Below are 13,072 nucleotides of genomic sequence, written 5' to 3'. Positions count from 1 at the left end.
CGCACATTGTCATTTATTCCAGCGGGAATGATCAGTGTCCTTTCGAGCCATTTAATTGTGGCGGGCGCAGGAGATAGGCGGTTTAGCGCTGGTATCGCGCCAGAAACATCTCCAGTGCCGACTCGGCCACGGCTTTCCGGGTTGCCGCATCCAGTGGTGGCTGGCCCATGGAAATCTGTGGCCAGAAACCGAACGACTTCAGCAGTCCTTGCAACTGCTGTGCGGCGAACTCCGCGTCCACGGCTTTCAGCCGGCCATCCGCCTGAGCAGCGCGAATCCACACCGTCAGACCTTCTTCCCGTTCGCCCATGCGCGCCACCATGTCCTGCGCGCGCTCCGGGGAATGGATGGTGGCGGCAATCGCCACCCGGGCCAGACCAAGGAAATTGTCATCGGCCATCATCTGCAATTTAGCCAACAGCATCTGCTGCAGTTGCTCGCGCAGCGGCTGATCCGCGCGATAGGTCACGGCCTGCTCGGCGGTGATGCGTGCCCAGAGTTGGTTGAGAATTTCGGCGAACAGCTCTTCCTTGCTCGGGAAGTGGTTATACACCGTGCGCTTCGACACCCCGGCGGTGGCCGCGATCTTGTCCATGCTGGTGATCTCGAAACCGTTGGCACGGAATTCGGCAATCGCCGCCTGGATGATGGCTTCGCGTTTGCGGTCGGTAAGGCGCTTTGGAGCTGTCATAAGTACGCTTCGGCAGAAAAAAGGTGAAATTACACTTGGCAGTTTACTTGTCGCCGCGTTTGATGCAACCTAGAAACTACACCGCCCAGTGTAATGTTGCGTTAATCCTCGCAACCTAAAAACCAGAAAGTTCGGCTGATGCGTGCGTGCCTTGGCCATTTATCGTCCCACCGTGAAAAACCGTGAATTGCGCGGTTTTTCTGGAGTCATTCAGTCATGGCCAATCCAGTGCTCTCTGCGGATCAAACTTCCACGCCTGAAGCCTCTCGCCAGGATCAAGGGCTATTCCGTAACCATGCCCCGGTGCAGCGCGAAGGTTTTCGCAAGATGCTGCGGATCATGTGGAACATGATCTTCCACAAGCCGCGCAATACCCGACCGGCCGCCGCGATCCCGGTGCAACCGTTGACGCGTGAAGACCTGCTGGCAGCGCCGAACCACAGCGTCTACCGCCTCGGGCACTCGACCTTGCTGCTGAAGATGCGCGACAAGTTCTGGATCACCGATCCGGTCTTCGCCGAGCGCGCTTCGCCGGTGCAATGGGCCGGCCCGAAACGCTTCCACCAGCCGCCGATCAGCATCGACCAGCTACCGCCGATTGAAGCGGTGATCCTGTCGCACAATCACTACGACCACCTCGATTATGAAGCGGTGCTGAAACTGGCCGCCAAGACCAACTACTTCCTGACCCCACTGGGCGTCGGCGACACCTTGATCAAATGGGGCATCGACGCCAGCAAAGTCCGCCAGTACGACTGGTGGCAGGGCACCGAAATCGCCGGCATCCGCTTCGTCGCCACGCCGTCGCAGCACTTCTCCGGTCGTGGCCTGTTCGACGGCAACAGCACCCTGTGGGCCTCGTGGGTGATGATCGACGGTGAAACGCGGATCTTCTTCAGCGGCGACAGCGGTTACTTCGACGGCTTCAAACGCATTGGCGAACAGTACGGCCCGTTCGACCTGACCCTGATGGAAACCGGCGCGTACAACGTCGAATGGCCACACGTGCACATGCAACCGGAAGAAACCCTGCAAGCCCACATCGACCTCAAGGGCCGCTGGCTATTCCCGATCCACAACGGCACCTTCGATCTGGCGATGCACGCCTGGCATGAACCGTTTGACCGGATTCTGTCGCTGGCGTGGGAGCGCAGTGTTTCGATTACTACGCCGCAGATGGGGGAGGCGTTCAACCTGATGCAGCCGCAACGTGGTGAAGCGTGGTGGTTGGCGGTTGAAGGGGAGAGTGAAGGGGTGGTGCAGAACGCTTAACGAATTTCAGGTTAAACGAACACCACTTCAATTCGGCCCTCCTTCCGTGATCGGGGGGCCGCTTTCACAACGATCTGCACGTCTCGTCCAAGATGGGAGAGGCACTCCATCATCTTGGCTTCACTGATGCCCCAGTGACTCCGACGCTGAGTTCATGGCACTCACCGATCGCCCCGGCGCAAACCCGGGAAAGAACACCAGCCCCTGCGCCTCAAACCGATAAGCCAGCGCCAACCGCGCCGCATCCGAAACGTCCTGTTGCGCTTCAAACCGCTGAATGTTGTCCACGGCAACCTCCGCTTCGCGCGACAACTGCTCCATGCTCCAGCCCAGCATCGCTCGGGCCTGGACGCAGTGCGTCGGGGTGAACTGGAAAAGGGCAATGCGTTCGAGGATGTGGTTCATCGCAAGAGAGGCCATGGTGTGCTCCGGGCTCAAGAGTGCTGATTGAAAATGTACTGTGTTTTTGTACAGTTGTTTTCGGCCGGGATCAAACGCATTTTTTGATTTGCCCTAGTTCGCCGCCTCCAACCAGACGGACGGTGCCTGCCCGAGGATGCGCCGAAACATCGTCGAGAACGCCGCAGGGCTCTCATAACCGAAGTCCAGGGCGATCCGCGTCACCGCTTCACCGGCTGCCAGACGTGCCAGTGCCAACACAACGCAGGCCTGCTGCCGCCATTGGCTGAAGCTCAGCCCGGTCTGTTGCCGAAACAGTCTGTTGAAGGTGCGCAAGCTTATGTGCAACTGCTCGGCCCAGTGTTGCGGCGATTGATGGGCGTTCGGTTGATGCAGAAAGGTCTGACACAAAGACAGGAGCTTTCCGTCAGTCGGCAGCGGAATGTGCAAGGGCAGGGGCGCACTGCGCGCCAGTTCATGCAGCAGCAAGTCGATCAGCACACCGTCGCGCCCGGCGAGTTCATAGGTCAGCGGCACTTCTACCGCTTCCATCAACAAGTGCCGCATCAACGGCGAAACGCTGATCACCTGGCAATGCTGCCCCAAGTCCACCGCCCCTGGCTCGATGTACAAGCTGCGCGTGCTCACCCCCAGCATCAACACCTCATGCGACACCCCCGGCGGAATCCATACCGCCCGCTGCGGCGGCACCACCCAATTACCGTCATGGGTGCGAACCTGCATCACCCCGGTCGCGCCGTATAGCAATTGCGCCCGTCGATGCGTATGAAATGGCAACAGATGGCCGTGGGAATAATCCGTACCGATCGCCACCACCGGGCGCGGCGTGTCATCCAGCAGATTGATTGAGACATTGCGCATCGAGCGTTTCCCGGTCGTTGGCGTGAACGCGAATATTATTGGCTGAGTTGCTGAAGCAGGCCAAGCCATGTCGCTCTATCGTCGATAGCTTCCCACCACCGGAAGACGCGCCATGCTCTACCTCCTGCTGACTCTCTTCGGCTGCCTGACCGGCATTACCGCCGTGCTCTTCGGTTTCGGCGGCGGCTTTGTCGTCGTGCCGCTGCTTTATCGCATGCTCACCGCCAGCCACGGCGCCGACGACCCCATCAGCCAATCAGCGATGCACATCGCCGTCGCCACCTCGACGTGCGTGATGATCGTCAACGCCCTGATCGCCACCGACAAACACCGCCGTGCCGGCAACCTGATCCGCCATTATCTGTGGCCGTTAGGAGGCTTCATCGCCCTGGGCGCGATCATCGGCGCGATGGCAGCGGTGTGGGTCAGCGGTGACATCATTCGCTACGCCTTCATCGCCTACCTTGGCGTGACCATCATCGATTGCTTGATCAGACGCGGATTCCTCACACGCACGGAAGGCGTCATCCCACGTCGACTCGGAAATACAGAAACGTCCGGCGGCGGTGTAGGCATCGGCGCCATCGCCACGTTCCTCGGCGTAGGAGGCAGCGTCATGACCGTGCCGCTCCTGCGCCGTTGCGGACTGAGCATGTCCCAGGCCACGTCCATGGCGAACCCGTTGAGCGTGCCGGTGGCAGTGGCCGGGACACTGACCTACATGGCGCTGGCCGGTTTCAGCGAGACGGATCTGGGGGCGTGGTTTGTCGGGTATGTGGATTTGCTGGCGTTTGCGATGCTGACGTTGGGGTCGTTGGTCGGGATTCGATTGGCCACGCCGTGGATCGGGCGGATACCTGATCGGGTGCATGTTTGGGTCTATATTGGATTGCTGATTCTTGTTTTGCTGGGCATGTCTATAAGATGAGGCCTTCCCCGGCTCCACTGAAAATTGCTTCGCGGAGGAAATATGGCGATCTTGGAAAGTGACTGGAAGACATTCAAGGAGCTGCGCAAGTTGGCGCTGGATCGATTTTGCCAAGGCGTACTGACGGAGACCCAGATCGTCGCTCAAAACAGTACGCTGTCAGCGCACGCCCGCTACCTGACGCTCTATCGCATGATTCGAAGTCGAGACAAGGATATGGCAGCGGTATTCGATGGTCGGATGAGTCGCTCAAACGTAATGCTGCCTCTGATGTTGATGGTCGCGCATGACTTGCTGACCGACGCGGAATTGTCAGCGCTCAGTGAAGATATGCGGGAGCGTATTTCAGGCGCCGTTCGCCAGCCTTATGAAATTGAATGGGCCGAAGAACGCAAATATGACTTCTGAGTGTCGTTGACCCGTATTTAGCAGAGAACCCAGATGTTGATCTTCAATTGTACCGAGGCCGCCAGTAAGTTCTTTAGCCATGTGCATAAAGGCAAAAAGCTCACGCCGGTAGATCCTGAACCACCGTCATCAGTTATTGAGGATGATGAGCACGCCCCTTTCGTCGAGCAGTGGCTGGTACACGCCATAACCGTGCAGCGTAAGCATGTACTGTTCGTCATCCACGTGGAAACTCGTTATTGCATGATCTTTGCCGATGCCAAGAAGGGTGACACTGAAGGTTTTGTTGCCTGGTTTGCTGACCGTTGGCGTGAAGGATTAATGCGCGATGCGATCAATCACGACCTCATGAACTGGGTCGATGCCGGCATCATGCCGCAGCGAATGGAGGAGGCCCGTCGCGAACACAGGTTTTATCGACGTAGCCATCGCAGTGCGCAAAAACACATCGATGAGATTGCCTGGTTTTTTCAGGATTGTGCAGCGGAGTGGGGGTGTTTACCGCAGGGCGAACGGGCCGCCATTGGCTTCGATGCGCAGATGAACGACACGCCCAGAAGTAAAGGCCAAAAAGAGTGTTTCTGGCCGGATAAAGAAATGATTGCTCACTGGTTGCGTCAGTATTGCTCAGTGGATGAAGCAGACATTCGCGCCGCTTTAAAACGGCGCAGAAAGGCGAAACAGGAGATTAGTGCTTTTGAAGAATCGCTGCAGCGCTGAAATTTTTGGTCGCACTCGATTCCTGAGAAAGTCCCCGCCATAATCCGCCGCGAAACTGACCTGCGCCGATCTATACATAACGGCGCAACCTTCGACTCACTCAGGGATCGATCCATGCTCAAGGGACTGCTGCGCCTGGCGCCATACGCTGCGGCGCTGTTTACACTGATTTCCACCGCCCATGCCGAAGATGGCCGGCGTGTGTTCACCGGTACGTTGGGCAAGATGCCGATTGTGCTGGAACTCAACACCACGCAGCAGGACGAAGTCACCGGCCGCTACTTCTATGAGAAGTATCACCGCGACCTGGAACTCAGCGGCTCGCAGCAAGACAGCACGTTGAACCTTGTTGAAGGTAACAACCGTTATGGCGATGACAAGCCGCTGCCGACTTTGAAACTTAAGTCCACCGCCAACGGTTGGCAGGGGGAATGGCAAAACCCCAAGGGCAAGAAGCTGCCGGTGCAACTGACCGAAGCCAAACTTCCCGCGCCAACTGCAACGACGTTGCCCTTTATTGCCACTTTGCCAAAGAGCGAACCCTACGAGTATTTGCGCCTACAGGGGCTCAAGCTCAAACCGGGGAAGAAAGAAAACTTCATGGGCTACGACCTGCAATGGTGGACGGAGCCTGAGTCGAAGATATTGTTGTTCAGTGTCGAGTCCGGCTACACGAAAGAAGAGCAGCAGCGCATCAACGACCACTTGCTCGGACGACTCTGGACGGAGGTTATCGACTATCACCGCTGCATGATGGATGGTGGGGAATACGCCGAGTTCGATCAAGGTGCCGCCCCTGAGTTTCTCTCGCCCGACGTGGTCAGCCTGGACATCTCCACCGGTTACAGCTGCGGCGGTGCCCATCCGGACTTCGGCAGCTCGCCGATCAACCTGGATGTTCACACTGGCGAGTTGTTGAAACTAAAAGATGTACTGTGGATTGGTGAACCCAATAGCGCGGCCACCGAATACGATCAGATGAAAGTCATGGCGCCTTGGCTGGTCAAACAGTTCACCACGCTGTACCCCGAAGAAATGAAGAAGCCCGCCGAAGACGACGGCAGCTGCGATTACACCGATGAAAGTGTCTGGGGTTATTCCAACTGGCACTTCACGCCGAAGGGCATTTACCTGGGGGCTTACTTCGCCCGTTACCAACGTAACTGCGACGACCCTGATTGGTCGGTGCTGCCGTACTCGCTGGTCAACCAGCACCGTGGTGAAGCGAAACTGCAATTGCCCAAAGGCTAAGCGTCACGCCAACCCCGGCGCTTCCCGCACAATGAAGTGATCCAGGTTCTCGATATTGGCACTGAACACCCCGAACCTCTGTTCGGGGTTCTTCTTGCTCGGCACCTGCTTCAACTCCGGCGTCACGCCATAGAAGAAACAGAACAACTCCTTGTCACTGTCGATCGCGTGCTTGATCTCTTCCAGAAACGCCTTGCGCTTGCGGTAGTTGTCGATCAACTTCTTGCTCAAGTACACGTTCACCGAATACGGCTTCTTCTTCGCCTCATCCGCCTGCTTGAACCAGACCTTCTGCTCGAAATCGATGCGAAAACTCAGGGTGTAATCCTTGATCTCCTTGATTTTGCCCCAGTAAATCAGCCCCTTGTTGTCCGTCAGATACTCGATCTTCTTGAAGAACGAACCATAAGGCGCCGTGTGCTCGCCGATCTTCAACGGCATACGCTTGAGCAACTCCTTGTCGGCGAAGTTCGACACAAAACACTCCACCGGATGGGCGAAGACACTGGTCTTGTCCGGCGCCGTCTCATGCCCCGGCGACTCCTTGGAACTCACCTGCGCCACCCGCACCGGATCATCCCGCAACACATCCGCCGCCCCCGCAGGCGCAGCAGGCTTGCGCACATACTCACGCCGCGTCAGCAACAACTCCGACGGAAAATGCTCCTCCCGCCCGTCATCCACCTCGCCCTCCGCCGCCTCAACCCCCGACGCCGACGCCTTCAAACTTACATACGGACAACCCACCACATGCTGCGTCGTGGGTAGATTCTTGAAGTGCGGTGTGCGCACGTAATTCACGTTCTTCGCGTTGAACGTGCCCAACTCGTTGGACGCATCAAACGCCAAACGACAGGCATCGTTGGGACACTGGAAATGCTCCTTGGCCGAATCGAACGCCACCGTCTCATCGAAATTGAGATCGCGAACGTCATAGATCGACAACTTGTCGTCGAGGCTGAGGCAGTAGGCGAGATCGAATTTCATGGTGGGGCTCGGGTCCTTGAGTGGGGGAGGGGTATTAATAGCGGGAGGCGGGGCGGGTTGCACTGATTGTTTTCAGGATGATGCGAAATCTGCGGGAGCCAGCCTGCTGGTGATTCCAGGCATCAACTAGATTTCAATCCTCACACCGCCACTGCAGGCAGCACATCACCCCTGTGGCGAGGGAGCTTGCGGAGCGGCCCCAAATCCGGTGAACGCGCGGCCGGTTTGTTCTGCTCACCGGTGTCAGAACCAGCGGTTACACATTGCAGCTGAGCTGGAATTTATAAGCAGGGTTATAAATTTCCTTCCCCAGTAGTCTTTCCAGCGCTCCAAGCTGTTCGTGCGAGAGATCGTATCCCTCCCATCCTTCCTGCTCCACCGTCCATCCCATGATGGTTTTTATAGACTGATCCGATGCATTTGGGAGTTTCTCTTCAAATGCCATGAAACCGCTGTCTTTATCAAATGCCTCGATTAGATAGATCATGGACTGTCCTCGTGCCGTCACTGGGTGCCCTGAACTTTTAATCCCCGTAGCTAGCCAGTTGGTAATCGTATTGAGGATCGTAGAAGGATCTTCCGGTTAACGTTTCCAGTTGTGCTAACTGCTGAGAGTCAAGATCGTAACCGTAGAGTTCGTCTTCTGCGTCATTCCATTTCATGATGATTCGCAGCTGCTCGATATGCTCCGCCGAGATAGAAACTTCGAAAATCAGGGCTTCGGTTGATCGATCAAACGCATAAATAACGTGAGTCATGGTTCTATCCTTCTCTTTGGATCGGCCGGTTTGTTTTGCTCACCAGTGTCAGCGTCGAATTCGCCCAGATGCCGACCGCGTTTGTCGTACATCTCTACTGCTCCATGTTGATAATCCCATTCCAGAATTAGCCCATCCTTGGTTTTCCAACGCATACGAGTACCTCGTCCTTTGACCCTGGTCTTCTGTTTTGCAGGTGTTGAATCGGGAAACGCACTCAATCCTTTGGGTGCCGGATGATATTTGTGATCAGAAACACTCACCACAATATAAACCGGTCTTACCCCCGAACTCTCCGGAAACACCAGAATGAAATCCTTGTACTCCGGCGGGTAAACCGGATTTACAAGGATGTCGTTCGCCGCTTTCGTTGGCGGATAAACCCAGATATGCGGGGCCTGTGGGGCGGCTTCGAGAGCAGGAATGCCGAGAATGTCGGAGCCGTCTACGGCAGGTGTCCAGATCAGCTCGACGCCTTCACCCAGATTGGCGATGTACTGACTGTCGCGGGTTTCCAGTTTCACGACATCGACCATTTCCCAGTCGCGATGCTTGCCGGTGTAGAAGGCATAACCTTTGAGAGTACCGTCGTTTTGTTGCTCGATGCGCAGACGAACACGGGTGCGGGCTTGCTTGAGGGCGCGCAATTGTTCCTCGGTGTAGAGAGCGCTGTCACCCAGGCTGGGCGTCCAGAGCAAAGCGACCATGCCGGTTATGAGTGCGGCACCGGTAGCGCCGATGGTGGCACCTAGACCTAGTGTTGGCGTGACGAGTGTCGGGCTTCGAAGAGCAAGGCGCCCGAGGCCGAGTGAAACGGTATTGCCGCTGATGGTTTGCAGGTTCCGCAGCCCGGCGTCATCGACCTCACGGGTACCGAGCAAAGCGAATTCGCCGTAATCCCTCAGGCTGTCGGTCGGCACCATCCCGGAGGGATTCGAGTAATCAATGATCGCGTCCGGCAGCTTGCAAGACTTCGCGAACACGCATCCGGCCCGAACCGCCTCGTCTTTTTTGACAACGATCTGCCGGCTGCGCTCAAACGCATCCTGCCGGGCCAGCATGGCCTCATAAGCGCTTTGCCTGGCGTCGCGCTCAGCCAGTTCGGTCGCGTTCATGAACCGGTAGGTGACGTGATGCCCATCGCCCGAAGGTGGGCTCCTGACCCGGGGAATATCCGTTTTGCCAGCCACTGATCATCCTTTCGTTCATTTTTCGGTCACACCGGAAAGAAGCCGGGCGACGTTAACGAAGGTGATGCATTGAGGCTGTAGGACGGGTCTTGGATCAGGTTGGGAATTGTCGCTGTTTGATTTGGGTGTCAGTGCAGAGTCTTCGGTACGGTGGGATTCCTCGGCACGGGTTTGATGCAATCCACTATTCAGGCCTCAACCGCTCGACTCTTTTATAAAACTCAGCGGTGAACTCTTTTTTGTCGCTGGAATGATGGCAACGGCGATGGCAGTTCGGACACAGCGCAACCGTGTTGCATATGCGGTCGGTTCCGCCATCAATAAGGTGCTTAACGTGATGGACTTCGAGAAACGGACGGCCGTTTGCGCTAGTGAATGGTGCGATTTGGCCGCAGCCTTCACAAATGCCTTGGGAGTACTTGAGTACCCATTTTTTTACGCTCTGGGCGCGGGCAAGTCTCACGACAGTGGAGGTCGTCTCTTTAGGGTTTAGAACACCCACGGGCGCTTCATTTTGCTGAGGTGCAGTGACCTCGACCAACTGAAGCGGAGTAAATGTAATGCCCCGCTGTTCGCCTTGTCGTAATGCCTCGATGCCCTTCTTCGCGAGGATTTCCTTGATTCGTTTACTAACGCCAGAGCCAAGGTTCTTTGCCGAAACGTAGCCAGTAATTCGCTGCAGCCCCAATTGCTCCATCACCGCAGAGATGTTCTGCATGCGGTACTCGACGGAGGAGGCACTGCGTCTGCTGAGTGGACCTTCACGCAAAAGACGGTTTTCGTCTGCCTTTTTGAATGGCTGATTTTGCTGCTCCAGAGCCAACATCTTCAGGTAAGCGTCTACCGAAGCCTCTAGCTCCTCATCGCTCCAGCCAGTCTTTTCTTTCGAGGTATCCATACAGTCGCCGAGAGTTGAAAACCCTCGGACGATACTGAGTGGCCATTACTGCTGTCTACGAAAATTCCTACAGAAAGAAGCGACTAATCTCGCGCGCTCCTACAAACCTGACCAAGCTTTCTATGTTGGGCGTTTATTAGGCACCTGCAATAGAGCTTAGTAGGCTCGTAGCAGGCTTCAATGGAAGCGGCTGTAAGTGCTGAAGAGGATTGAACGCTGTGACGTGACGTAAAAAGGGTTACCAATTGCTCATAAAAAAGCCCCGATAAAATCGGGGCTTTTTACTTTCTCGATTCGCCGACTCAAACAGCAATCGTCAAATCGTGCCAAGCGAGACTATTAATCCCAGCTCAACGCCCCACCAGTCTGATACTCAATCACTCTCGTCTCAAAGAAATTCTTCTCTTTCTTCAAGTCCATAATCTCGCTCATCCAAGGGAACGGGTTAGTCGTCCCTGGATACTCTTCCTTCAAACCAATCTGGCTCAAACGGCGGTTAGCGATGAACTTCAGGTAGTCCTCCATCATCGCCGCGTTCATGCCCAATACCCCACGAGGCATGGTGTCACGCGCGTATTCAATCTCCAGCTGCGTACCCTGCAGAATCATCTGGGTCGCTTCTTCCTTCATCTCGGCATCCCACAGGTGTGGGTTTTCGATTTTGATCTGGTTGATCACGTCGATGCCGAAGTTCAGGTGCATGGATTCGTCGCGCAGGATGTACTGGAACTGCTCGGCGACGCCGGTCATTTTGTTGCGACGGCCCATGGAGAGGATCTGGGTGAAGCCGCAGTAGAAGAAGATGCCTTCCAGAACGCAGTAGTAGGCGATCAGGTTGCGCAGCAGTTCTTTGTCGGTTTCGACGGTGCCGGTTTCGAACTTCGGATCGGAGATCGAGCGGGTGTATTTCAGGCCCCAGGTGGCTTTTTTCGCGACCGATGGGATCTCGTGGTACATGTTGAAGATTTCGCCTTCATCCATGGCCAGCGATTCGATGCAGTACTGGTAGGCGTGGGTGTGGATCGCCTCTTCGAAAGCCTGGCGCAGGATGTACTGGCGGCATTCCGGGTTGGTGATCAGGCGGTACACGGCCAGCACCAGGTTGTTGGCAACCAGGGAGTCGGCGGTGGAGAAGAAGCCGAGGTTGCGCATGACGATGCGGCGCTCGTCGTCGGTCAGGCCTTCCGGGTCTTTCCAGAGGGCGATGTCGGCGGTCATGTTGACTTCTTGCGGCATCCAGTGGTTTGCGCAACCGTCCAGATACTTCTGCCAGGCCCAGTCGTACTTGAATGGCACGAGTTGGTTGAGGTCGGCGCGGCAGTTGATCATGCGCTTTTCGTCAACGGCGACACGGGCGGAGGCGCCTTCGAGTTCGGCGAGGCCTTCGGCGACGTCGAGAGTGTTCAGTGCAGCCTTGGCGCGGGCCACGGCGGCCGAGTCAGATGCGGTGACGGCGCGGGCTTCCAGCGCTGCGGCGCCGCCGGCGTTGTCCAGGCGGTCCATGTTGGCTTCAGTAGCGTGGCCGGCGTTGGCGCCTTTCACTGCTGCTACTTCACTGTCTTCTTTGTCGAATTCGTCCCAGCTCAGCATGACGTGTCGTCTCCTGCGTGAGGGCCTGTCGCCCCGTGTGAAACCTGATTGGATGGTTTTTCACACGGTCGTACAGACCGCGTTGGATCTTAAGGAATCGTTTTTTGCAGCAGCTAAGGCAGGCAATAAAACAGAATTTTGTACGGGTTTCCGAGAGCCTCTGACGGGCGCAGATCAGCGTTGACGCTGCTGCGGGGCTTCAGAATGGCTTTGATCCCTGTAAGGGAATATTGCTGACCCGATTAGGGCGGCATTATAGGGAAAAAAACACGGGCGTGGGGGAGGGCGAAACACCGCAGGGCGTTCGATCGGCCGGGTGATTTCGATCGGAGCGAGGGTTTACAGGGCTTTCGCTGGGGTTGGCCTGCGAGAATTTTTTTTCATTAATTTTTTTGCGAGGCTTTGGTTGCTCAAGAAATGAGCAAAAAACCGGGTTTTTCACTATATCTTGTGTTTTGCAACCCTTTTGAGCGACTCCAGACACAACTGAGCCCGACCGAAGCCGGGCTGGAATCGACCCTCAAATGAGGCGCTGAGTGATCCGATTCGGTGCAGTCTCAATCATCAATTGGTGCAGCCGTTACCCATGACGCTGTAACGCAGGATGTGGCGCTGACCCTTGGAATCGTCGTATTCCATTTTCATCGGAACAACTTCGCAGACGTTTGGAACTTCGCTCATGGAAACGACGTTGGCGATGTCCAGGTGGGTCGAGTAAGTGTATTCCTCGATAGCCGGTTGTTGCTGTGCGACATCAGTCGGGACCTCGTCTGCCATGGCGGTTGCGCACAGACTGCTGAGGGCCAGAACCAATAAAGCTTTCATTTCAAATTTACCTTTTTGAGGTCGAGTGGGGTCACGCAACCTTTTTAGGGTTGCGTGTGGAACTTCATCGTTTGCAGTTATTACTTGAGAGCTGGATTAACGGCCTTCGTGGGGGCTGTAACGTTGTTAATCGGTTTGCCTTGTCGGCGAGGTGGATTTTAGGGAGGTGGGGTGGGGGTAAACAGAGCGGGTTTTGATAAACACCTTTGGCAGATTTGGTAACAATCCCTTGAGATGGAGATTGATAACCGGGTGTTTTATCTGTGGGGCCGA

At 56.0% G+C, this 13,072-nt stretch carries 15 protein-coding genes and 1 pseudogene; 5 read left to right on the top strand and 11 right to left on the bottom strand.

What is annotated here, in order from left to right; genetic code table 11:
- Positions 1–82: 82 nt before the first annotated feature.
- Positions 83–691: a TetR/AcrR family transcriptional regulator gene (locus AC0J41_RS19260; protein ID WP_025112884.1), complete on the bottom strand. Its 609-nt coding sequence runs from the start codon at positions 689–691 to the stop codon at positions 83–85.
- Between the two features lie 216 nt (positions 692–907).
- Here AC0J41_RS19260 and AC0J41_RS19255 point away from each other — a divergent pair, with 216 nt between their 5' ends.
- The gene (locus AC0J41_RS19255) at positions 908–1,963 is read left to right on the top strand and encodes an MBL fold metallo-hydrolase (RefSeq protein WP_473013334.1); all 1,056 of its coding nucleotides are present in this window, start codon (positions 908–910) and stop codon (positions 1,961–1,963) included.
- Positions 1,964–1,974: 11 nt separating this feature from the next.
- Here AC0J41_RS19255 and AC0J41_RS19250 read toward each other — a convergent pair.
- From AC0J41_RS19250 to AC0J41_RS19240, 3 genes and pseudogenes are all read right to left on the bottom strand, one after another.
- Positions 1,975–2,094: pseudogene (locus AC0J41_RS19250) on the bottom strand (transcriptional regulator); the annotation flags it as partial.
- Positions 2,084–2,383 (bottom strand): XRE family transcriptional regulator, encoded by a 300-nt coding sequence (locus AC0J41_RS19245; RefSeq protein ID WP_473013333.1) that lies wholly within the window; start codon positions 2,381–2,383, stop codon positions 2,084–2,086. The gene AC0J41_RS19245 and the pseudogene AC0J41_RS19250, both read right to left, overlap by 11 nt.
- 93 nt (positions 2,384–2,476) lie before the next feature.
- A complete protein-coding gene (locus tag AC0J41_RS19240) occupies positions 2,477–3,244 on the bottom strand; it encodes an AraC family transcriptional regulator (protein ID WP_473013332.1) in 768 nt (255 codons plus the stop codon).
- A 112-nt stretch (positions 3,245–3,356) separates the two neighbouring features.
- Between AC0J41_RS19240 and AC0J41_RS19235 the strand changes: the two genes are divergently transcribed.
- The 4 genes from AC0J41_RS19235 (at position 3,357) to AC0J41_RS19220 (ending at position 6,551) form a co-directional block, all read left to right on the top strand.
- A complete protein-coding gene (locus AC0J41_RS19235) occupies positions 3,357–4,172 on the top strand; it encodes a sulfite exporter TauE/SafE family protein (RefSeq protein ID WP_473013331.1) in 816 nt (271 codons plus the stop codon).
- A gap of 42 nt (positions 4,173–4,214) precedes the next feature.
- A complete protein-coding gene (locus tag AC0J41_RS19230; protein ID WP_473013330.1) occupies positions 4,215–4,580 on the top strand; it encodes a hypothetical protein in 366 nt (121 codons plus the stop codon).
- A 33-nt stretch (positions 4,581–4,613) separates the two neighbouring features.
- Entirely contained in the window at positions 4,614–5,300 is a 687-nt protein-coding gene (locus tag AC0J41_RS19225) for a DUF6933 domain-containing protein (RefSeq protein ID WP_473013329.1), read from the top strand.
- 114 nt (positions 5,301–5,414) lie between these two features.
- Positions 5,415–6,551, top strand: coding sequence for a hypothetical protein (locus tag AC0J41_RS19220; protein WP_473013328.1), 1,137 nt, complete (start codon positions 5,415–5,417; stop codon positions 6,549–6,551).
- 3 nt (positions 6,552–6,554) lie between these two features.
- On the opposite strand, the gene AC0J41_RS19215 is transcribed toward AC0J41_RS19220, so the two are convergent.
- From AC0J41_RS19215 to AC0J41_RS19185, 7 genes are all read right to left on the bottom strand, one after another.
- Positions 6,555–7,538, bottom strand: coding sequence for a hypothetical protein (locus tag AC0J41_RS19215; RefSeq protein ID WP_473013327.1), 984 nt, complete (start codon positions 7,536–7,538; stop codon positions 6,555–6,557).
- Positions 7,539–7,794: 256 nt separating this feature from the next.
- The gene (locus AC0J41_RS19210; protein WP_473013326.1) at positions 7,795–8,025 is read right to left on the bottom strand and encodes a DUF7683 domain-containing protein; all 231 of its coding nucleotides are present in this window, start codon (positions 8,023–8,025) and stop codon (positions 7,795–7,797) included.
- A 37-nt stretch (positions 8,026–8,062) separates the two neighbouring features.
- Positions 8,063–8,296, bottom strand: coding sequence for a DUF7683 domain-containing protein (locus tag AC0J41_RS19205; RefSeq protein ID WP_473013325.1), 234 nt, complete (start codon positions 8,294–8,296; stop codon positions 8,063–8,065).
- Complete coding sequence (locus AC0J41_RS19200; RefSeq protein WP_473013324.1) at positions 8,293–9,486, bottom strand: S-type pyocin domain-containing protein; 1,194 nt, start codon at positions 9,484–9,486, stop codon at positions 8,293–8,295. Before AC0J41_RS19200 ends, AC0J41_RS19205 begins: the two co-directional genes overlap by 4 nt.
- A gap of 184 nt (positions 9,487–9,670) precedes the next feature.
- Complete coding sequence (locus tag AC0J41_RS19195) at positions 9,671–10,384, bottom strand: HNH endonuclease (RefSeq protein WP_473013323.1); 714 nt, start codon at positions 10,382–10,384, stop codon at positions 9,671–9,673.
- 339 nt (positions 10,385–10,723) lie between these two features.
- A complete protein-coding gene (locus AC0J41_RS19190) occupies positions 10,724–11,974 on the bottom strand; it encodes a ribonucleotide-diphosphate reductase subunit beta (protein WP_025112897.1) in 1,251 nt (416 codons plus the stop codon).
- Positions 11,975–12,538: 564 nt separating this feature from the next.
- A complete protein-coding gene (locus tag AC0J41_RS19185) occupies positions 12,539–12,799 on the bottom strand; it encodes a DUF2790 domain-containing protein (RefSeq protein ID WP_003227290.1) in 261 nt (86 codons plus the stop codon).
- Positions 12,800–13,072: the final 273 nt, after the last annotated feature.

This window comes from Pseudomonas sp. Arb-4-2C (assembly GCF_055755015.1).
The sequence above is the reverse complement of the archived record's forward strand: the minus strand, read 5'-3'. Positions and strand labels throughout refer to the sequence as shown.

Excerpts from the sequence above, each read along its gene's own strand:
- AC0J41_RS19235 (WP_473013331.1), top strand. The coding sequence starts at position 3,357 with ATGCTCTACCTCCTGCTGACTCTCTTCGGCTGCCTGACCGGCATTACC.
- AC0J41_RS19225 (WP_473013329.1), top strand. The coding sequence starts at position 4,614 with ATGTTGATCTTCAATTGTACCGAGGCCGCCAGTAAGTTCTTTAGCCAT.
- AC0J41_RS19215 (WP_473013327.1), bottom strand. The coding sequence starts at position 7,538 with ATGAAATTCGATCTCGCCTACTGCCTCAGCCTCGACGACAAGTTGTCG.
- AC0J41_RS19240 (WP_473013332.1), bottom strand. The coding sequence starts at position 3,244 with ATGCGCAATGTCTCAATCAATCTGCTGGATGACACGCCGCGCCCGGTG.
- AC0J41_RS19220 (WP_473013328.1), top strand. The coding sequence starts at position 5,415 with ATGCTCAAGGGACTGCTGCGCCTGGCGCCATACGCTGCGGCGCTGTTT.
- AC0J41_RS19245 (WP_473013333.1), bottom strand. The coding sequence starts at position 2,383 with ATGGCCTCTCTTGCGATGAACCACATCCTCGAACGCATTGCCCTTTTC.
- AC0J41_RS19260 (WP_025112884.1), bottom strand. The coding sequence starts at position 691 with ATGACAGCTCCAAAGCGCCTTACCGACCGCAAACGCGAAGCCATCATC.
- AC0J41_RS19230 (WP_473013330.1), top strand. The coding sequence starts at position 4,215 with ATGGCGATCTTGGAAAGTGACTGGAAGACATTCAAGGAGCTGCGCAAG.
- AC0J41_RS19205 (WP_473013325.1), bottom strand. The coding sequence starts at position 8,296 with ATGACTCACGTTATTTATGCGTTTGATCGATCAACCGAAGCCCTGATT.
- AC0J41_RS19185 (WP_003227290.1), bottom strand. The coding sequence starts at position 12,799 with ATGAAAGCTTTATTGGTTCTGGCCCTCAGCAGTCTGTGCGCAACCGCC.
- AC0J41_RS19195 (WP_473013323.1), bottom strand. The coding sequence starts at position 10,384 with ATGGATACCTCGAAAGAAAAGACTGGCTGGAGCGATGAGGAGCTAGAG.
- AC0J41_RS19190 (WP_025112897.1), bottom strand. The coding sequence starts at position 11,974 with ATGCTGAGCTGGGACGAATTCGACAAAGAAGACAGTGAAGTAGCAGCA.
- AC0J41_RS19210 (WP_473013326.1), bottom strand. The coding sequence starts at position 8,025 with ATGATCTATCTAATCGAGGCATTTGATAAAGACAGCGGTTTCATGGCA.
- AC0J41_RS19255 (WP_473013334.1), top strand. The coding sequence starts at position 908 with ATGGCCAATCCAGTGCTCTCTGCGGATCAAACTTCCACGCCTGAAGCC.